This is a genomic window from Streptomyces tremellae (assembly GCF_039540215.1).
GTDB lineage: Bacteria > Actinomycetota > Actinomycetes > Streptomycetales > Streptomycetaceae > Streptomyces > Streptomyces tremellae.
Map to the genome: position 1 here is coordinate 152,927 of NZ_BAABEP010000003.1, position 18,284 is coordinate 171,210.

21 protein-coding genes are annotated in these 18,284 nt (G+C 73.8%); 10 read left to right on the plus strand and 11 right to left on the minus strand.

The window, feature by feature from the left end:
* Positions 1-2 precede the first annotated feature (2 nt).
* From ABEA77_RS04375 to ABEA77_RS04385, 3 genes are all read left to right on the plus strand, one after another.
* Positions 3-260 carry a hypothetical protein gene (locus ABEA77_RS04375; RefSeq protein ID WP_345641395.1) on the plus strand — a complete coding sequence of 86 codons (258 nt, stop codon included), beginning with the start codon at positions 3-5 and terminating at the stop codon, positions 258-260.
* Positions 261-411: 151 nt separating this feature from the next.
* Positions 412-786: a DUF779 domain-containing protein gene (locus tag ABEA77_RS04380; protein ID WP_345641397.1), complete on the plus strand. Its 375-nt coding sequence runs from the start codon at positions 412-414 to the stop codon at positions 784-786.
* Between the two features lie 264 nt (positions 787-1,050).
* Complete coding sequence (locus ABEA77_RS04385) at positions 1,051-1,587, plus strand: EF-hand domain-containing protein (protein ID WP_345641400.1); 537 nt, start codon at positions 1,051-1,053, stop codon at positions 1,585-1,587.
* A gap of 52 nt (positions 1,588-1,639) precedes the next feature.
* On the opposite strand, the gene ABEA77_RS04390 is transcribed toward ABEA77_RS04385, so the two are convergent.
* The 5 genes from ABEA77_RS04390 to ABEA77_RS04410 all read right to left on the minus strand — a co-directional run bounded on the left by ABEA77_RS04390 (position 1,640) and on the right by ABEA77_RS04410 (position 5,678).
* Positions 1,640-1,834, minus strand: coding sequence for a hypothetical protein (locus tag ABEA77_RS04390; protein ID WP_345641403.1), 195 nt, complete (start codon positions 1,832-1,834; stop codon positions 1,640-1,642).
* A gap of 141 nt (positions 1,835-1,975) precedes the next feature.
* Positions 1,976-3,100: an acyl-CoA dehydrogenase family protein gene (locus ABEA77_RS04395; RefSeq protein ID WP_345641654.1), complete on the minus strand. Its 1,125-nt coding sequence runs from the start codon at positions 3,098-3,100 to the stop codon at positions 1,976-1,978.
* Complete coding sequence (locus tag ABEA77_RS04400) at positions 3,097-4,302, minus strand: acyl-CoA dehydrogenase family protein (RefSeq protein WP_345641406.1); 1,206 nt, start codon at positions 4,300-4,302, stop codon at positions 3,097-3,099. Before ABEA77_RS04400 ends, ABEA77_RS04395 begins: the two co-directional genes overlap by 4 nt.
* Positions 4,302-5,267, minus strand: a complete 966-nt coding sequence (locus tag ABEA77_RS04405) for an NADPH:quinone oxidoreductase family protein (protein ID WP_345641408.1) — start codon at positions 5,265-5,267, stop codon at positions 4,302-4,304. Before ABEA77_RS04405 ends, ABEA77_RS04400 begins: the two co-directional genes overlap by 1 nt.
* 150 nt (positions 5,268-5,417) lie before the next feature.
* Complete coding sequence (locus tag ABEA77_RS04410) at positions 5,418-5,678, minus strand: DUF5133 domain-containing protein (RefSeq protein ID WP_425588190.1); 261 nt, start codon at positions 5,676-5,678, stop codon at positions 5,418-5,420.
* A gap of 180 nt (positions 5,679-5,858) precedes the next feature.
* Between ABEA77_RS04410 and ABEA77_RS04415 the strand changes: the two genes are divergently transcribed.
* Both ABEA77_RS04415 and ABEA77_RS04420 read left to right on the plus strand, forming a co-directional pair.
* Entirely contained in the window at positions 5,859-7,022 is a 1,164-nt protein-coding gene (locus ABEA77_RS04415; RefSeq protein WP_345641411.1) for an ABC transporter ATP-binding protein, read from the plus strand.
* A 445-nt stretch (positions 7,023-7,467) separates the two neighbouring features.
* Positions 7,468-8,439, plus strand: a complete 972-nt coding sequence (locus ABEA77_RS04420) for an acetylxylan esterase (protein ID WP_345641414.1) — start codon at positions 7,468-7,470, stop codon at positions 8,437-8,439.
* 22 nt (positions 8,440-8,461) lie between these two features.
* On the opposite strand, the gene ABEA77_RS04425 is transcribed toward ABEA77_RS04420, so the two are convergent.
* The 6 genes from ABEA77_RS04425 to ABEA77_RS04450 form a co-directional block, all read right to left on the minus strand.
* Complete coding sequence (locus ABEA77_RS04425) at positions 8,462-9,454, minus strand: ABC transporter substrate-binding protein (RefSeq protein WP_345641417.1); 993 nt, start codon at positions 9,452-9,454, stop codon at positions 8,462-8,464.
* On the minus strand, positions 9,451-10,125 hold the full coding sequence (locus ABEA77_RS04430; protein ID WP_345641419.1) for an ABC transporter permease: 675 nt from the start codon (positions 10,123-10,125) through the stop codon (positions 9,451-9,453). The genes ABEA77_RS04425 and ABEA77_RS04430 overlap by 4 nt, the downstream gene beginning before the upstream one ends.
* Positions 10,122-10,802, minus strand: coding sequence for an ABC transporter permease (locus ABEA77_RS04435; protein WP_345641422.1), 681 nt, complete (start codon positions 10,800-10,802; stop codon positions 10,122-10,124). The genes ABEA77_RS04430 and ABEA77_RS04435 overlap by 4 nt, the downstream gene beginning before the upstream one ends.
* Positions 10,803-10,892: 90 nt before the next feature.
* Positions 10,893-11,342, minus strand: a complete 450-nt coding sequence (locus ABEA77_RS04440) for a cupin domain-containing protein (protein WP_345641425.1) — start codon at positions 11,340-11,342, stop codon at positions 10,893-10,895.
* 82 nt (positions 11,343-11,424) lie between these two features.
* Positions 11,425-12,027 (minus strand): UbiX family flavin prenyltransferase, encoded by a 603-nt coding sequence (locus tag ABEA77_RS04445; protein ID WP_345641427.1) that lies wholly within the window; start codon positions 12,025-12,027, stop codon positions 11,425-11,427.
* Positions 12,024-13,484: a UbiD family decarboxylase gene (locus tag ABEA77_RS04450; RefSeq protein ID WP_345641430.1), complete on the minus strand. Its 1,461-nt coding sequence runs from the start codon at positions 13,482-13,484 to the stop codon at positions 12,024-12,026. The genes ABEA77_RS04445 and ABEA77_RS04450 overlap by 4 nt, the downstream gene beginning before the upstream one ends.
* Before the next feature lie 150 nt (positions 13,485-13,634).
* Here ABEA77_RS04450 and ABEA77_RS04455 point away from each other — a divergent pair, with 150 nt between their 5' ends.
* The 5 genes from ABEA77_RS04455 (at position 13,635) to ABEA77_RS04475 (ending at position 18,219) form a co-directional block, all read left to right on the plus strand.
* Complete coding sequence (locus ABEA77_RS04455) at positions 13,635-14,549, plus strand: ABC transporter ATP-binding protein (protein WP_345641433.1); 915 nt, start codon at positions 13,635-13,637, stop codon at positions 14,547-14,549.
* 1 nt (position 14,550) lies between these two features.
* Complete coding sequence (locus ABEA77_RS04460; RefSeq protein ID WP_345641436.1) at positions 14,551-15,378, plus strand: ABC transporter permease; 828 nt, start codon at positions 14,551-14,553, stop codon at positions 15,376-15,378.
* 27 nt (positions 15,379-15,405) lie between these two features.
* Positions 15,406-16,425, plus strand: a complete 1,020-nt coding sequence (locus ABEA77_RS04465; protein ID WP_345641439.1) for an ABC transporter substrate-binding protein — start codon at positions 15,406-15,408, stop codon at positions 16,423-16,425.
* 284 nt (positions 16,426-16,709) lie between these two features.
* Positions 16,710-17,864, plus strand: coding sequence for an NAD(P)/FAD-dependent oxidoreductase (locus ABEA77_RS04470; protein ID WP_345641442.1), 1,155 nt, complete (start codon positions 16,710-16,712; stop codon positions 17,862-17,864).
* 103 nt (positions 17,865-17,967) lie between these two features.
* Positions 17,968-18,219, plus strand: coding sequence for a hypothetical protein (locus ABEA77_RS04475; RefSeq protein ID WP_345641444.1), 252 nt, complete (start codon positions 17,968-17,970; stop codon positions 18,217-18,219).
* Positions 18,220-18,284 lie beyond the last annotated feature (65 nt).

The window sequence follows — 18,284 nt, forward strand, 5'->3', positions numbered from 1 at the left end:
GCATGAGCGAGCCCGCAGACGACACGCCCTCCCCCGCCCTGCGGGAGGCCGCGCGCACCCCCGAGTTCTGGCGCGACCGGATCGTCGACCGGGTGTCCGCAGAAGCCGACGTGAGCGGCGCGGAGCTGTTCCGCACCTTCGAGACCGTGTACCGGCGCAGCATCGCCCGCGAGATCGAGGAGCGTGGTCTGACCGACGCGGCCGGGATCGCCGCGGCGCTGCGCTCGGGCGGGATCGGGAAGCTGGCCGAACGGCCCTGACCGGGGGCGCGGGCCGCGGCGTACCGGTCGGGCCGGCGGGTGCGCGCTCAGGCCGGCCGGACTCGGACCGGTGCGTGCAGGTCCCTGGACCGCCGCACGGCGGTCCTGGACAATCGGTGGGGTTCCGCCCGTCCGGGAGTAAGGCGGCACCATGGATCAGCAGAAGACGGCACGCGGGGTCCCCCTGGTGGAGGTGACGCCCGCCGCCGCGGATCTCATCAGGCGGCTGCGCGCGCAGCACGGGCCGCTCATGTTCCACCAGTCGGGCGGCTGCTGTGACGGCAGCGCGCCGATGTGCTTCCCCGCCGGGGAGTTCCGCACCGGCGGCTCCGACGTACTGCTCCAGTCGCTGGAGGTCGAGGGCGTCGCGGAGGCCGTTCCGTTCTGGATGTCGGCGAGCCAGTACGAGGCGTGGCGGCACACGCGACTGATCGTGGACGTGGTGCGCGGGCGGGGCAGCGGCTTCTCGCTCGAAGCGCCCGAGGGCGTCCGGTTCCTCATCAGGTCGCGGGTGATCGGCGCCTGAGGGCACGTGCGCCCTCCGTGCGCCCGGCGCGTGTGACCGCGCGCCGCTCGGGGCCCCGCGGACGCCGGCCCCGCGCGCAGCCGCGGCGGGCCGGTGAGGGGCGCTGGTGGGCGGGTCGGGCGGCGATCATGCACGGGTGGCGACCGCTTCATTCCTTCCGGTGAACCGGCGCCTCGGGGCCGCCGGGGGCCGTGCGGCCTCCGCATAGTGGGACCGCGGGCCGCCGGGCGGCCGGCAGGGTCTCACGAAGGGTGGCCACAGACCATGCGCAAGGAAGCGATCGACCGGGTCCGACTCGTCTTCGAGCTGTTCGACGTGGACGGCAACGGATACCTGGAACCCAACGACTTCGACCTCATGGCGGACCGCGTCGTCCAGGCGGTGCCGGACGCGGAGGAGGACGCGAAGGCGGCGATGGTCGCGGCGTTCGGCACGTACTGGTCGGCGCTGGAGCGCGAGTTGGACGCCAACGGCGACGGGCGGATCAGCTTCGAGGAGTACACGGCCTGCGTCCTCGCGCCCGAGCGGTTCGACGAGGCGCTCGACGACTTCGCGACATCCCTGGCCGGCCTCGGCGACCTGGCGGGAGACGGCTTCGTGACGCGTCCGGTGTTCGTGGCGCTGATGACGGCCATCGGCTTCCAGCTGCCGAACATCCACGCCCTGTTCGAGGAGTTCGGGCCGACGGAGGACGACCGGGTCCCGGTCGCGACCTGGGCGGCCGGCATCAGGGACTACTACGCGCCCGACAAGGCGGGCATCCCCGGGGACCGGCTGGTCGGCGGGGTCGCGACGGTCTGACCGCACGAGGGGCGGGGCCGGGCACCGCGCCCGGTCCCGCCCCTCGGTCCGTTCAGGGCCGGATGCTGCTGACCATGTCGGCCGTCGCGGACACCCCGTGGTCGATGGTGGACGCCATGCTGGTGCTCGCCAGCAGGAAGCCCAGCAGTACGCAGACCACGGCGTGCCAGATCTTCAGCCCGCCGCTGCGGATGAAGACCACCGCGAGGACCGCGAGCAGCAGCAACAGAGAGACCGAGATCGCCATCGTGCACCCTCCTCCGCCGCACGGGTGTCGCGGCGCATGGGCGCCAGTGTGGCGGAGGAGGAGCACCGCCCGGCCGCACGACGTGTCCGCCGTACGGGTGATGACGGGCCGTGTGCCGTTACGGTGCGGCGATGGCGCGCCCTACGGCAGGGGGCCGGTCGGGGCGGGCAGGTCCACGAGGCGGGCGATGGCCTCCTTGTGGCGGCCCGCGGTGCCGAAGGCCGCCTCGTCCGCCTTGGCGCGCTTGAGTGCCAGGTGCGCGGGGTGTTCCCAGGTCATGCCGATGCCGCCGTGCAGCTGGACGCACTCCTCGGCGGCGCGCACCGCGACCCGGCCGCAGTGGGCCCCGGCGACGGCGACCGCGAGGTCGGCCTCCTGGCTGTCCGCCGCGAGGGCGGCGGCGGCGTTGCGGGCGGCCGCGCGGGCCGAGACGACGTCGACCCAGAGCTGCGCCATCCGGTGCTTGAGCGCCTGGAAGGAACCGACCGGCCGGTTGAACTGGTGGCGCTCCCCGGTGTGGCGGACGGTCTCGGCGAGGCACCACTCGGCGATGCCCAGCTGCTCGGAGGCGAGCAGTCCGGCACCGGCGCGCAGGCCACGGCGCACCGCGGCGCGGGCGGTGGCGGCGTCCGCGAGGCGCAGCCCGGCGCCGGGTCCGACGGTGACCTCGGCGAGCGGCCTGGTCAGGTCGAGGGGCGTGAGCGGCGTGCGGGTGACGGCCTGGTCTGCGGCCTCGACCGCGTGGAGGCCGTCCTCGCGCGGTACGAGGAGCACGTCGGCGCGTACCGCGTCGGCGACGGGCCGTACCCGCTCCCCGGCGGGCTGCGGGTCGCCGTAGGGCGCGGTGGTCAGCGGCAGCGCGAGCACCGCGGTGCAGGCGCCCGCGGCGAGCGCGGTGAGGAGTCCCGCCACGTCGGGCAGACCTGTGTCGCAGCCGAGGAGGGTCTCGGTGGCCACGACGGAGCTGGTGAGGAAGGGCGCGGGGGTGACCGCGCGGCCCAGCTCCTCCAGGACGACGGCGGCCTCGCGGTGGGTCGCGCCCGCGCCGCCCAGATCTTCGGGCACGAGCAGGCCCGCCGCGCCCACGGAGACCGCCAGCCGGTCCCAGAGGCCCGCGTCGTAGGGGTCGCCCGACTCGGCGCGCGCGAGGGCGGCGGCCGGGTCGGCGCGGTCGGCGAGCAGGGAGCGCACCGAGGCGCGCAGGTCCTCCTCGGTCTGGGTGTACAGCAGGTCGCCGGTGGCCGCGGGGGCGTCCTCGCCTGTCATCGCGTCAGGTCCTTCCATGCGACGTCCTTGTCGGTGCGCGGCTCCTGCGGCAGGCCGAGGACGCGTTCCGCGACGATGTTGAGGAGCACTTCGCTGGTGCCGCCCTCGATGGAGTTGCCCTTCGAGCGCAGGTACCGGTATCCGGCGTCGCGGCCGGTGAAGTCGACGTGTTCAGGGCGGCGCATCGTCCAGTCGGAGTACAGCAGGCCCTCGTCGGCGAGGAGTTCGACCTCGAGGCCGCTGATGGCCTGGTTGAGGCGGGCGAAGGCGAGCTTGGTGCCGCTGCCCTCGGGGCCCGGGCGGCCCGCGGCGAGCTGCTGGCGCAGCCGCTCGCCGGCCAGGCGCGTCACCTCTGACTCGACCCACAGGTCGAGGAGACGCTGGTGGAGGTCGTGGGTGCGCAGTTCGGGGCGCTCGCGCCAGGTGGCGGCCGCGGGCCCGATCATGCCGCCCTCGCGCGGGACGGGGGCGCCTCCGATGGAGACGCGTTCGTTCATGAGCGTGGCCTGGGCCACGCGCCAGCCCTCCCCGGCATCGCCGACGCGGTGGGTGTCGGGGATGCGGACGCCGGTGAGGAAGACCTCGTTGAACTCGGCCTCGCCGGTGATCTGGCGCAGCGGCCGCACCTCGACGCCTGGGTCGGTCATGTCGCAGACGAAGTAGGTGATGCCGCGGTGCTTGGGCACGTCGGGGTCGGTGCGGGCGATCAGGATGGCCCAGCGCGCGAGGTGCGCGCTGGACGTCCAGACCTTCTGGCCGCTGACGATCCAGTCGCCCGTGGCGTCGTCCCGTACGGCGCGGGTGGCGAGCGCGGCCAGGTCGGATCCCGCGCCCGGCTCGCTGAACAGCTGGCACCACACCTCGCGGCCGGTCCACAGCGGCTTGAGGAAGCGCTCGCGCTGCCCGGGGGTGCCGTACTGCAGGAGGGTCGGGGCGGCCATGCCGAGGCCGATGCCGATGCGGCGGGGGTCGTTGTCGGGTGCGCCGGCCGCGGCGAGTTCGGCGTCGACGACCGGCTGGAGGGCGCGGGGCGCGCCGAGTCCGCCGAGGCCCTCGGGGAAGTGCACCCAGGCGAGTCCGGCGTCGAAGCGTGCGTCGAGGAAGTCGGCGGGCGCGGTGGTCCCGGGCGGGTGCTGGGCGAGCAGGCGGCGGGTGCGGGCGCGCAGGTCCTCGGCGCCTGGCGGGGTGGCTGCGGCCGGCATCACGCGGCTCCTTCCGCCATGACGACGACGCGGCCCGTGGTGGTGCCGTCGGCGACGCGCTGCACGGCGTCCGCGGCGCCGGAGAGGGCGACGCGCTCGCTGACGAGCGGGGCGATCCTGCCCTGGTCCGCCAGGTCGGTGAGGCGGTCGTGGCAGCGGGCCACGGCGGCGGGGTCCTTCGCCGCGTACAGGCCCCAGTGCAGGCCGAGGACCGAGTAGTTCTTCACCATGGCGTGGCTGAGGGCGGGGGCGGGGATGTGGCCGCTGGTGAAGCCGATGACGACGATGCGGCCCTCGAAGGCCACGCACTTGGCGGACTTCGCGTAGGCGTCGCCGCCGACCGGGTCGAAGACGACGTCGGCCCCGCGCCCCTTGGTGGCGTCCTTGACGGCGGCGACGATGTCGTCGGTGTGCCGGTCGAGTACGAGGTCGCAGCCGAGCGCGCGGGCGGTCCCGGCCTTCGCCGGGCCGCCGACGACGCCGATGACGCGGGCGCCCGCCGCCCTGCCGAGCTGGACGGCCGCGCTGCCCACTCCCCCGGCCGCCGCGTGGACGAGGAGGGTCTCGCCCGCCTGGAGATGGGCGCGGCGGTGCAGGGCGAACCAGCCCGTCTGGTAGCCGATGTGCAGGGCCGCGGCCTGCGCGTCGTCGAGGGAGGCGGGCGCGGGCAGCAGGGCGGCCTCGTCGGCGAGCGCGTGGTCGGCGAAGCCTCCGTGCGGCAGCGCGACGGTGCCGATGACGCGGCGGCCGTCCTCGGTCCTGCCGCAGATCTCCACGCCGGGCGTGAAGGGCAGGGGCGGCCTGATCTGGTACTGGCCTCGGCACAGCAGGGCGTCGGGGAAGTTCACGTTCGCCGCGCGTACGGCGACCCTGACCTGCCCGGGTCCCGGCTCCGGCGGCTCGGTCTCGGCGAGCCGCATGACCTCTTTCGGCTCGCCGTTGCTGTGCACGTGCCATGCCTGCATTCGGGCCTCCACACACGATGGGCGGTACCGGCGCATACTAAGCGGTCGCTTGCATCTGGGGGAAGCCGGAAACCCCGACGGAAGGGCCAGACGCGCCGGAGCCCCGCGCGGTGTGCGCGGGGCTCCTGGCAGGGCGGTGCGGGGGCGGTGTCAGGCGCGGCCGCCCTCCACCTCGGCGAACAGCGGTACGGGGCGGATGTGGCGGAGGTAGGACTCCGCCTTGAGGATCGCCTCGCGCGCCGTGCGCTGGCCCATCAGGACGCAGAGGGTGTAGGCCACGTCCTCGAAGCGGCGCCGTGCGGCGTCGTCGTGCGGGTCGGCGAGCACCAGCCGCTCCCATGCCCGGTAGCGGCCCAGCAGGTCGGCGACCAGGTGTCGGTCGGGCAGCAGCATCTCTACCCCTTCCAGCATGGTCGGTCGTTCCCGTTCGCCGTACGAGCCGTGCACCGTTGGACGCGGCGACGCGGGCGGGGAGGGGATCCCGCGCCGCGCGCAGCGGCGCCCCTCTCCCCGCCTCCATTGTCACCCGGTCGCCGCGTCTGCGCCTGTCGAGAAGCGGCGGCCGGGGCCGGGGCCTCCTACGGTGGAGACGTGATCCGCTTCGAGCAGGTCGGCAAGGTGTATCCGGACGGCACGACCGCCGTCGACGGGCTGTCCTTCGAGGTGCGCGAGGGCGAACTCGTCACCCTGGTCGGTCCCTCGGGGTGCGGCAAGACGACCACGATGATGATGGTGAACCGGCTGACCGACCCCACGTCGGGGCGGATCCTGGTGGGCGGTGAGGACGTCGCGCGCACGGATCCGGTGCGGCTGCGGCGGGGCATCGGCTACGTGATCCAGCAGGGCGGCCTCTTCCCGCACCGCACGGTCCTCGACAACGCAGCCGCGGTGCCGCTGCTGGCCGGCTGGTCGCGGCGGCGGGCCAGGGCCAGGGCGGCGGAGTTGCTCGAACTGGTGGGGCTCGACCCCGATACGTACGGTCCCCGCTATCCGGGGCAGCTCTCGGGCGGCCAGCGGCAGCGGGTCGGGGTGGCGCGCGCGCTCGCCGCCGACCCGCCGGTGCTGCTGATGGACGAGCCGTTCGGCGCGGTGGACCCGGTGGTGCGGGAGCGGCTGCAGAGCGAGTTCCTCGCCCTCCAGGCGGCCGTGCGCAAGACCGTGCTGCTGGTGACGCACGACATCGAGGAGGCGGTGCGGATTGGCGACCGGATCGCCGTGTACGGGCAGGGGCGCGTCGCCCAGTTCGACACGCCGGCCGCGGTGCTCGGCACGCCCGCCTCCGACTATGTCGCGGAGTTCGTCGGCGCCGACCGGGGGCTGAAACGGCTCTCCGTGACGGCGGTGGAGGCCACGGACCTCGAACAGCCGCCCGTCGCCCGGGTGGACGAACCCGCCGGGGCCGTCGCGGCGCGGCTGCGGGGCTCCGGCGCGCGGTGGGCGGTGGTGCTCGGCGCGGACGGGGCCCTGCACGGCTGGGTCGCGGCGCGGGAGCTCGACGCGGCCGGCAGCGCGGCCCTGGTGGGCGGCCTCGCGCGCCGGATGGAGGCGTGGGTGGCGCTCGGCGCGCCGCTGAAGCGGGCCTTCGGCGAGATGCTCCAGCACGACGCGGGATGGGTCGCGGTGCTCGAAGGGGACCGCTTCGCCGGGGTGCTGACCCCGGCCAGGCTCCACGAGGCGCTGCGCAGGTCCGTGGACGCGGACGCGCGGGGCGTGCCGCGCGGCGAGGTCGACTTCTCTTCGGTGTCCGACGCCTGAGCGGGCCCGGCGCGCGGCGGCTCAGCCGCGTGGCGCGAGCCACTGCCGAGTCCGCCGGTGCTGCCCTCGGGGTTTGCGAAGGGGTGACGGGCGTCCTGTCCTTCACGGGCGCGGGCCCGTGGACGGGTCCCGCGCCGCGCGTGGCGACCGGGGCGGCGCACCGGTCCACGTCGGCCGCCCGCAGGACCACCGGGCCCCTGTGGCCCGCCGGGGGCGGTGCGGCCTCGCCGAGGCCGCACGCCGTGGCCGCCTGGTCCTGGTCCCCCTGGAAGCGGTGACGCGGTCGCTGCGGCCGCGCCGTGGCGGGCCGGGGGCACTGTGCAGGGTTGCCGGGCGGCCGGTGGGTTCCGCCGGGGCCGCGTTCCCGGGCCCGCTCCCCGGGAACGTACGGTGTCCCCGCCCCTCTCTCACGACCCCCCTCTCACGGAGATCAAGGTGGTGCCCGATGGCCCTGTTCGACCTGGACCTCGACCGGCTGCGCGCGTATCGCAGCGCGTCCCGGGAGCCGGCCGACTTCGACGACTTCTGGGCGCGGACGCTGGCGGAGACGCGGGCGCACGCCCTGGACGCCCGCTTCGAGCCGGTGGACACGGGCCTTGCCGCGGTGGACGTGTTCGACGTGGCCTTCTCGGGCTTCGGCGGCCACCCCGTGAAGGGCTGGTTCGTGCTGCCCGCCGGGGTGCGGGAGCCGGTCCCCGTGGTGGTGGAGTACCTCGGATACGGCGGCGGGCGCGGCCTCCCGCACACGCACCTGCTGTGGGCGGCGGCGGGCTTCGGGCACTTCGTGATGGACACGCGGGGCCAGGGCGGGGCGTGGGGCGGCGGCGACACGCCCGATCCCGTGGGCAGCGCCTCCGCGTTCCCCGGGTTCATGACGAGGGGCGTCGAGAGCCCGGAGGACTACTACTACCGGCGGCTGCTCGCGGACGGGGTGCGGGCCGTGGAGGCGGCGCGCTCGCATCCGCTGGCGGACGCGGCGCGCACGGCCGTCACCGGCACCAGCCAGGGCGGGGGCATCACCCTGGCGGTCGCGGGCCTGGTGGACGATCTGGCGGCGGTCGCGCCGAACGTGCCGTTCCTGTGCGACTTCCCGCGCGCCATCACGCTCACCGACAGGCCGCCGTACCGGGAGATCGGCGCGTACCTGAGCACCTACCGGGGCCGTACGCACCGGGTGCGCGAGACGCTCTCGTACTTCGACGGGGTGCACTTCGCGGCGCGCGGCCGGGCGCCGGCCCTCTTCTCGACGGCGCTTGAGGACCAGACGTGTCCGCCGTCGACGGTGTTCGCCGCGTTCAACGCGTACGGGAGCGCCGACAAGTCGATCGAGGTGTACGACTTCAACGGGCACGAGGGCGGCGGACCGTACCAGGAGGCCGTGCAGCTCAGGTGGCTCCCGGCGCGGCTGACGGCCTGAGCTCGGCACGGCCTGCGCGCGGTCAGCGCGCCGGGACCAGCCGCTTGGACTCCAGGTAGCGGCGCGCGACGTCCTCGGGCAGCCTGCGCCAGCTGTCGACCTGCTCGTTCAGGGAGGCGAGGTCGGCGGTGGTCAGGACGCGCCCGAGGCGGTCGAGCACGGCGGCGATCCTGGCGCCGCCCGCGCGTGCGCGGTTGACGACGGGCACGACGTGGTCGGCGTTCTGGAGGTGCCGGTCGTCGCGGAGGATGACGAGTCCGAAGTCGTCGAGGGTGGCGTCGGTGGTCGTGGTGACGAGCATCTGGTCCCGGCCGCGCTGCACGGCGCGCTTGGACGGGGTGGTCCCGATGCCGGTGGGGTCGATGCCGGTGAGCCGGATGCCGTATGTCCTGCGCAGGCCGGGCGCGCAGTAGGGACGGGTGGCGCACTCGTCGCCCGCCGCGAGGCGCACCGGCAGGCGGGACCTGCCGAGGTCGCCGAGGGTGCGCAGGCGGTGGCGGGCGGCGTAGGCGCGGGGGACGGCGTAGGCGTTCTGGTCGACGGCGCGGCCCGGCGCGAGGACGGTGAGGCCGCGGCGGGCGGCGAGCGGGCGCAGCGCCGCCATGGTGCGGGTGAGGCTGGGGGCGCCGGCCGGCCTGGCGTCCGGTCCGTGCGCCTTGGCGTTCAGCCAGTCGGCGAAGGTCGCCGCGTACTCCGGTACGACGTCGATCTGGCCGCTCTCCAGGGCCGGTTCGTAGATCTCGCGGTTGGTGACCGACAGGATGCGGGTGTGGTAGCCGGCGTGGCCGAGGAGGACCGCGTACATCTGGGCGAGCAGGTCGCTCTCGGTGAAGCCGGCCGACCCGATGGTGAGGTGGGTGGCGTCGCCGGGCGGCGCGGTGACCTGGCCCTGGTTCTCCAGGGACGGTCCTGTGGCGCAGCCCGCGAGGAGGAGGACGGCGAGCGCGGCGAGCAGCGGGCGGCGGTGGGCGGGGCGCGGGGCGGGCCGCGCGGGCGGGCGCGAGGCGCGGCTCATGCGGCCTCGCCCCCGCCACGTCTGCCGGCCAGCCGCTGCACGAGCGCGAAGGCGCCCTCCACCAGGAGCGCGAGGACGGCGACCAGGACGGCGCCCGCGACCACCTGCGGTGTGGAGGCGAGGTTGAAGCCCGCGGTGATGATGCGGCCGAGTCCGCCGCCGCCGACCAGGGCGGCGAGGGTGGCGGTCGCGATGAGCTGGACGGCTGCGATCCGCACGCCGGTGAGGATCAGCGGCAGGGCGAGCGGCAGCTCCACCCGCAGCAGTTGCTGGCTCCCCGTCATCCCCATGCCGCGGGCGGCCCGTACGACATCCGGGTCGACACCGCGCATCCCCACGTAGCCGTTGGTGAGCAGCGGCGGCACCGCGAACAGCACGAGCGCGATGACGGTGGGCCACTGCCCGTACGAGCCGATGGGGGTGAGCAGCAGGAGCACGAGGACGGCGAAGGTGGGGACGGCCCGGCCCGCGTTGGAGATGTTGACGGCGAGCGCGCCGCCCCTGCCGAGGTGGCCGAGGACGAGGGCGACGGGCAGGGCGAGGGCGCAGCTGAGCGCCAGGCAGGCCGCGGTGAGCCAGAGGTGCTCCACGAGCCGGTGCCCGATGCCGTCGGGTCCGCTCCAGTGGTCCGCGCTGGTGAGCCAGGTCCAGGAGTGCGCGAGGACGGTCATGGGCGCTGCCTCCTCACCCACGGTGTGATCAGCCACTGCACGCCGAGGAGCAGCAGGTCGGCGGCGACGGCGATGGCCACGCAGAGCACGGACGCGGTGAGCACCTGGGCCTTGAAGAAGGTGTTCATGCCCGCGTAGATGAGGTTGCCGAGACCGCCGTGGCCGACGATCGCGCCGATGGTGACGAGGGAGACCGCGGAGACCGTGGCGATGCGCAGCCCGGCCATGGCCGCGGGCAGCGCGAGTGGCAGCTCCACGGTGAACAGCAGCCGCCAGGGCCCGTAGCCGAGGCCGCGTGCGGCCTGCCGGGTCTCCTCGGGCACGGCCCGCAGCCCGGCGAGGATGTTGCGTACGAGCAGGGTGAGCGAGTAGAGGACGAGCCCGGCGACGACCAGCGAGGCGGACAGGCCGTAGAGCGGGAGCAGCAGCGAGAACATCGCGAGCGAGGGGATGGTGTACAGCACGGTGGTGACGCCGAGGACGGGTCCCGCGGCCCAGCGCCTGCGGCGGGCCGCGAGCGCCAGCGGTACCGCGATGACCAGGGCGATGCCGACGGAGGCCGCGGTGAGTTCGAGGTGCTGCACGACGGCGTCGGCGAGTACGTGGCGACGGGTGGAGAGGTAGGTGCCGCAGATCCACTCGTTGCGGGCGAGGCAGTCGTGCGGTGCGGCCGTCATCCTGCCATTCCAGTGGCGTGCGGTCCGGCGCGCGCCCTGGACTGGCCCGTACGGGGGTGTCCGCCCCGGCAGGGGCCGGGGCGGACGCGGTCAGGCCGGGTCGCCCGCGTACTCGGAGTAGTCGGCGAAGTCGAAGCCGGGGGCGACCACGCAGGACACGAGGACCGGCTCGCTCCCCGCGGGTTCCGCCGCCTGCCACTCCCCCGCGGGGATCAGGACCTGCGGGAGCTCGCCGTCCGCGACGGCCATGCCGAGCAGGGGCGCGGTGTGCTCCTCCGGCGTCTCACCGGTGCCCCCGAGGCGCAGGCGCAGCGGGCCGCCGCCGTGCCACAGCCACAGCTCGTCGGAGCGCACCCGGTGCCACCGGGAGCGCTCGCCGGGGTGGAGGAGGTAGTGGATGCCCGTCGCGTACGCGCGCGGGCCGGGGTAGCCGTCGGGGGTCGCGGTGGGGCCGGTACGCCAGGTCTCGCGGAACCAGCCGCCCTCGACGTGCGGTTGGAGGCCGAGTTGGGCCACGAGGGGGGAGATGTCGTCGCTCACGTGGGCATTGTGGCACGCGCGGGGGCCGCCGCCGCGGTGCGGTGGCGGCCCCGTGGCCGTGCGGGGGTGTGCCGTCCGCGGGTCAGCCGGTCCAGCGGCGGTACGCGTCGTTGGCGATGCCGAACTGGTCGAGGACCTTCCCGCACACCTGCCCCAGCAGGTCGTCGACGGTCCGCGGCTGGTGGTAGAAGGACAGCACCGGCGGCAGGATCGTGCCGCCCGCCAGTGTCACCCGTTTCATGTTCTCGATGTGGATGTAGTTGAGCGGGGTCTCGCGCGCCACCAGCACGAGGGGGCGGCGCTCCTTGAGTGTGACGTCGGCGGCGCGTGCCACCAGGTTGTCGGAGTTACCGGTGGCGATCGCGGCCAGGGTACGCATCGAGCAGGGCACCACGACCATGCCGAGGGTGGGGAAGGAGCCGGAGGAGACGGCCGCGCCGAGGTCGCGCGGGTCGTGGACGACGTCCGCGAGCTTCTCCACCTCGGCGGGGTCCTTGCGCAGTTCGAGCTCGATGCTGAGCCTGGCGCCCTGCGACATGACGAGGTGGGTCTCGACCGTGCCGAGCTCGCGGGCGAGTTCGAGGAACTTCACCGCGAGCTGGGGCGCGCTCGAACCGGACACGCCGACGACGAGGCGCTGCTTGGCGCCGTTCGCCCCGGCGCGCTCGCGTGCGGGGCCGGTCACCGGTACAGGTGCGGGTACTTGGCGCGGACGTCCGCGGCCAGTTCCGGGGAGGTCTGGGCGACCGTGGGGAAGGTGTCGCGGCGCTCGTAGGGGATGCAGGCGTCGATCACCATGCGGGAGTTGTAGAGCCGGTCGTAGTCGGTGACCAGTGTGTCGAGCCGGGACGACCAGGTCCGGTCCAGTGTGGTCGTCATGGTCTTCGGATCGCACCGGGTGCCCATCGCCCATATGACGTCGTGGATGTCGCTCGGATCGATGTCGTCGTCGACCACCACGATCCACCGGCCCACGTATCCGACCGGGTTGACCTGGGAGGCGACCAGGCCGACCTGGGTGGAGTGGCCGAAGTAGCGCTGCTTGACCGAGACCACCACGAACGTGCGCCCCGAGCCCGCCTGGTGGGTCCAGGCGCTCACCACGTCCGGCACGCCCGCGCCCTCCAGGGAGTCCAGCAGCGCGGCGGAGCGCAGGAAGCAGCGCTCGAAGAGGTGGGCGTGCGGGGGCTTCTGGCTGGCCGCGCAGGTGAGGATGGGGTCGTTGCGGTGGTAGACGCGGTTGATGCGGATGACGGGCTCGTCCTTGGCCTCGCCCGCGTAGTAGCCGTGCCACTCGCCGAACGGGCCCTCCTCGGTGATCTCGGTCGGCAGGATCTCGCCCTCCAGGACGATCTCCGAGCGGGCGGGGAACGGCAGCCCGGTCTCCTCGCCCTCGATCACCTCGTGCGGCCGGCCCAGCAGGCCGCCGCACCAGTCGAGTTCGGGCACGCCGTCGGCGAGGGTGTAGCCGGAGGCGAGGTAGGTGACGGGGTCCATGCCGACGATGATGACGACGGGGCAGGGCTTGCCCACCGCAAGGTACTTGTCCCGGTGGATGCGGCCCTGCTTGCCGTTGGAGATGTACGACGCGCAGGTGTTCTTGCCCTTGGCCTGGACTCGGTAGGTGCCGAGGTTGACGCGGCCGGTGTCGGGGTCGCGGGTGACGACGCCGCAGGCCGTGCCGATGTACCGGCCGCCGTCGAGCTCGTGGTGCACGGGAACGGGGAACATCGACAGCAGGTCGATGTCGTCGCCGCTGACGACGTTCTCCAGGACCGGGCCCTCCGCGACGGTCTTCGGGGGGATCTGGTTGAACCCCTTCTTGATGACCTTGCGGAAGCTGGTGAGCATGTCGGCGCGGCTCGCGGAGATGCCCGGCTCCATGCCGAGCGCGAGCGCCAGGCGCAGTGGGGAGCCGAACATGCCGTAGAGGCAGCGGTTCTCGTCCGGGTAGCCGGGCACCTTGTCGAACACCAGCATCGGGGACTTCTCCACCTTCTGCCGGTAGAGCACCTCGGTGACCGCGCCCATCTCCTTGTCCCAGTGGGCACCCGAGACGACCTCCAGCTCACCGCCGTCGTCGACGGCCTCGATGAAGCTGCGCAGATCGCTCTGGATGACATCGCTGGGGTGATTCGGCATGACGGTGGTCCTCCTCTAGTGCCTCGGCCCCTGTGCCGGGCCGGTCGGGCGACTCGCAGTGGTGGTCCCGATATTGGGGCTAACCGTCTGACCATTTCAAGGGTGCGTATCCATTGCATGGTCTGATGTTCAGACCTAGACTCCAGCGCCATGTCTCCCAGCACCCATCGCTCCCCGCAGGACTCGACGCCGCGGTCAGGTCTTGTCGAAGAGGCGTCACAGCACGGCGCGGACCAGGGACTTCGCCCCGCCCACCTGCGGGCGGCCGGCGTCATCGTCGACTACCGGAAGCCGGGCTCCGCCGAGGAGCCGGGGTCCGGCACCGTCGTCGACCGGGTCGATCTCACACTGCACAAGGGGGACTTCGTCTGCATCGTCGGTCCCTCCGGCTGCGGCAAGACCACCTTCCTCAACGCCGTCGCGGGGTTCCTGCCGATCACCGGCGGCTCGTTGACCGTCGACGGAAGCGCCGTACCCGGCCCCGGACCCGACCGGGCCATGGTGTTCCAGCACGCGAGCCTGCTGCCGTGGCGCAGCGTGCTGGACAACGTGACCTACGGTCTCGAACTCGGCAAGCGCGTCAAGCGGGCCGAGGCGCGTGAGCGGGCCCGCGACCTGCTCGACCTGGTGGGCCTCTCGGCCGCCGCCGACCGGCACCCGGGACAGCTCTCCGGCGGCATGCAGCAGCGGGTCAACCTCGCGAGGGCCCTCGCGGTCGAACCCGAAGTACTGTTGCTCGACGAGCCCTTCGCCTCCATCGACGCGCAGACGCGCGAGGTCATGCAGGTGGAGCTCGCCCGCATCTGCGCCGAGAAGAGTGTGACCGCGCTGTTCGTCACGCACGACATCACCGAGGCCGCGTTCCTGTCGGACCGGGTGTGCGTGTTCAGCCCGCGGCCCGGCCGCATCGTCCGGGAGATCGACGTACCGCTGCCCCGGCCTCGCGGCCAGGAAATCCGCAAACTCCCCGCGTTCCAGGCGCTGGTGGAGGACATCTCCGACACCCTGCACGGTGCGGCGTCGGGCCGGCCCGACGCCGCCGCCGCGAACGGAGGAGCCGCCTGACATGGCCGTCACCACACGCGTCGAGCCGCCGAAACCCCTGCCGGGCGCGCGCCCCGTCCGCACCAGGCGGCGACCCCACCTCAAGTACGTGTACGGCACCGTCGCCGTCGTCGTCGCCCTCGCGGTCTGGGAGGTTCTCGCGCTGCTGCGGGTGCGGCCCGCGATCGTCCTGCCGGGCCCGGGGGACGTCATCACCGCCTTCCAGAACCTCTTCAGCACGAGCGCCATCTGGACGGACCTGCTCACCAGCGGGCGCGAGCTCCTGCTCGGCCTGGTGTTCGCCGCCGTGGTGGGGCTGCCGATCGGGATGCTGATCGGCTGGTACCGCAAACTCTCCTGGATCCTCAGCCCGTTCGTCAGCTTCCTCTACGCCACTCCGCGCATCGCCCTGACCCCGCTGCTGATCATCTGGCTCGGCATCGGCGACTCCTCGAAGATCATGATCGTCTTCCTGATGGCGGTGTTCCCGATCCTGATCAACGCGGCGAGCGGGGTGCAGAACCTCGACCCCGCGGTGCTGCGCGTCGCCAGGTGTTTCGGCGGCACCGACCTCCAGATCTTCCGCACCATCGCCCTGCCCGGCACGGTCCCCTTCATCGTCAGCGGCCTGCGGCTCGCCGTCGGCCAGGCGCTGATCGGTGTGTTCGTCGCCGAACTCAGCGGCGCGCAGGCGGGCGTCGGCATGCTGATGAACAACGCGGGCCAGCAGTTCCAGACCTCCGTCGTCTTCGCGGGCCTCTTCATCTTCGCCCTCACCGGTGTGACCCTCAACGCCCTGCTCCAGCGCGTGGAGCGGCACTTCGACTCCTGGCGCAACCCCTCCGACTGACGCACGACCGAACCCGAAAGAGGCACGATGCGCGACACCACGAAGCACGGCGGACGGCGCGGCTCACGGCGCACGACCTACGGACTCGCCGCGGCCACGGGCGCCCTGGCCCTCGCCGTGTCGGCGTGCGCGCCCGGCGTGGACGCGGCCGGCGCGGGCGACGGCACCGGAGGCACGGCCAAGATGACGGTCAGCTACAGCCAGCTCGTCGCGGACCAGCTGCCGCTGTGGATCGCCGTGGACTCGGGCCTGTTCAAGAAGCAGGGCCTCGACGTCTCCCTGACGAGCCTCAGCGGCTCCGACGGGTTCCCCGCGCTGATCTCGGGCCAGACGCAGATGGCGTCCATCGGCGCGTCCGAGATGATCTCGGGCGCCGCGTCGGGAGCGCAGGTCAACTACCTCGCGACGCTGACACCGGTGTTCCCTTACCAGTTCTACACGAAGGCGAGGACCGCGGCCGAACTCAGGGGCAAACGCGTCGGCATCACCACGAGCAGCGGCTCCGTGTACGTGGCGACGCTCGCGGCGCTGAAGCAGCTGGGCCTGACGCCCAAGGACGTGCGCCTGGTGTCCCTCGGCTCGGTCACCAACGTCAACAACGCGCTCATCGCGGGCAGTGTGGACGCGGCGCTCTCCCACCCGCCGGCCTCCACACAGATCGAGGCCGCCGGCTACCACAGCATCCTCGACCTCGCGAAGCAGCACATCCCCACCTCGAACGTCGGGCTCGCGACCACCACGGCGTACGCCAAGAGCCACAAGGGCCAGATCAAGAAGTTCATGACGGCGCTCAGCCAGGCCATCGCCCGCGAGAAGTCCGACGAGAAGTACGCGGAGGGCGAGCTGTCGAAGCACCTGAAGATCAGCGACCCGAAGGCGCTCAAGGAGACCTGGGAGTACTTCGCCAAGGAGGTGCTGCCCGCCCGGCCCACGCCGACCACGGCGCAGCTCCAGACCTCCAAGGACGCGCTCGCGAAGACGCCGGGCGTCTCCAGGCTCGACCTGACGGAGATCGTGGACGACTCGTACTTCCCACCGGCCAACTGACCTGGTGGGACGGCGGGTCCGGGGCCGGCGCCCCGCCCGCCGGTCCCCGGGCCGGGCGGCCGGCGGGCGGAGGCGCTCTGGCGCCCCTCCCCCGCGGCGTGGTAATCCGGGACGGGAGTGATCACCGTCGGCTCCGGCACCCACGGACAAGGACTCCGCCCCATGCGCATACCCCACGCCCCTCAGGACGCACCGCGCCCGGCACTCCCCTCAGGCCCGGGACTTCCCGGCCCCCGCCCGCCCCGGCGCACCGGCAGCGCGCCCCGCCGCGCGGCGGACGCGTCATGAGCCTGCGCGAGGTCGTGGTCGTCGGCGCCTCGGCCGCGGGCAACACCGCGGCGCTGACCCTGCGCCGCGAGGGGTTCGACGGCAGGATCACCGTCGTCGGCGCCGAGGAGCGGATGCCGTACGACCGGCCGCCGCTGTCGAAGCAGGTCCTCGACGGCCGGTGGGCGCCCGAGCGGGTCGATCTGCCCGCGGCGCCCGACGTGGCCTGGCGGCTCGGCGTGCCCGCGGCCTCCCTCGACGTCGCGGGCCGCACGCTCGTGCTCGGGGACGGCGAACGCCTGGGCTACGACGGCCTGGTGCTGGCGACCGGCGTCGTGCCGCGACCCCTGCCGTACGGCCATGACCTGGCGGGTGTGCACCTGCTGCGCACCGCGGACGACGCGCTCGCCCTGCGCGCGGGGCTGCTCGCCGGGTCCTCGGTGGTGGTCGTCGGCGCCGGCTTCCTCGGCGCGGAGACCGCGGCGGTGGCCCGCACGCTCGGGCTCGCCGTGACGCTGGTCGACCCGCTGCCCGCGCCCATGGTGCGGCAGTTCGGGCCGCGGGTGGGCGGCCTCCTCGCCGACCTGCACCGCGCCCACGGGGTCGACGTCCGCACCGGCACCGGAGTCACCGGTCTCAACAGCGAGGACGGCCGGGTGACGGGCGTGACGCTGACCGACGGCGCCGTCCTCGACGCCGACGTGGTGCTCGTCGCCATCGGGTCCGTGCCCGCGACCGACTGGCTCGCGGGCAGCGGCCTCTCCCTCGCCAACGGCGTGGACTGCGACGAGCTGTGCAGGGCTGCGCCCGGTGTGGTCGCCGCCGGGGACGTGGCCAGCTGGCCGCACCCGGGCCTCGGCGGGCGGCGGCTGCGGGTCGAGCACCGGATGAACGCGACCGAGCAGGCGGTCGCCGCCGCGCGCACCCTGCTCGGCAGGGGGACGCCGTACGCGCCGGTGCCGTACTTCTGGACCGACCAGTACGACGTGAAGATCCAGGCGTACGGCTCGTGGACGGACGCGGCCGTGCTGACCGTCGTCGAAGGCGCCCCGCAGGAGGGGAGGTTCACCGCCCTCTACCACGAGGACGGGGTCGTCACCGGCGCCCTGGGGTGGAACATGCCGCGCGCCACGCGGCAGTTGCGCTCCTCGCTCGGCACGCCCGCGCCCTGACGGGCCCCGCCCGCCCGTCCGACACCCGGAGGAGGCGGCCGCCTCCATCGCCTTCCTCACCCAGGACCCGCACCTCGTCCGACTGGCGCGCGGCGACTGGCTGGTGCCGACCGGGGACGCGGCGCTGCGGGATCCGTCGCTCACCGCGGCGGAGGACGGCTGGGCGACCGGCGTCGCGGTGGCCCGGCGCCTGACGCCCTCCCCGGTGCTCGCGATACGCGGCTGCCCCGAATGGAAGGACAAGATCGCCACACCCGCGTTCCAGCAGTACTACAGGGGCGCCACGGGCCTCGGCGAGCTGCACGAGCAGCTGGTCGGGGACGGCAACCGGATATTCGACCGCTACCGGGACTGAGCCGCCGACGGCCCGCACCGACCGCCCAGCCGCCGGCGGCCCGTCCCGGTCACCTCCCGCACGGC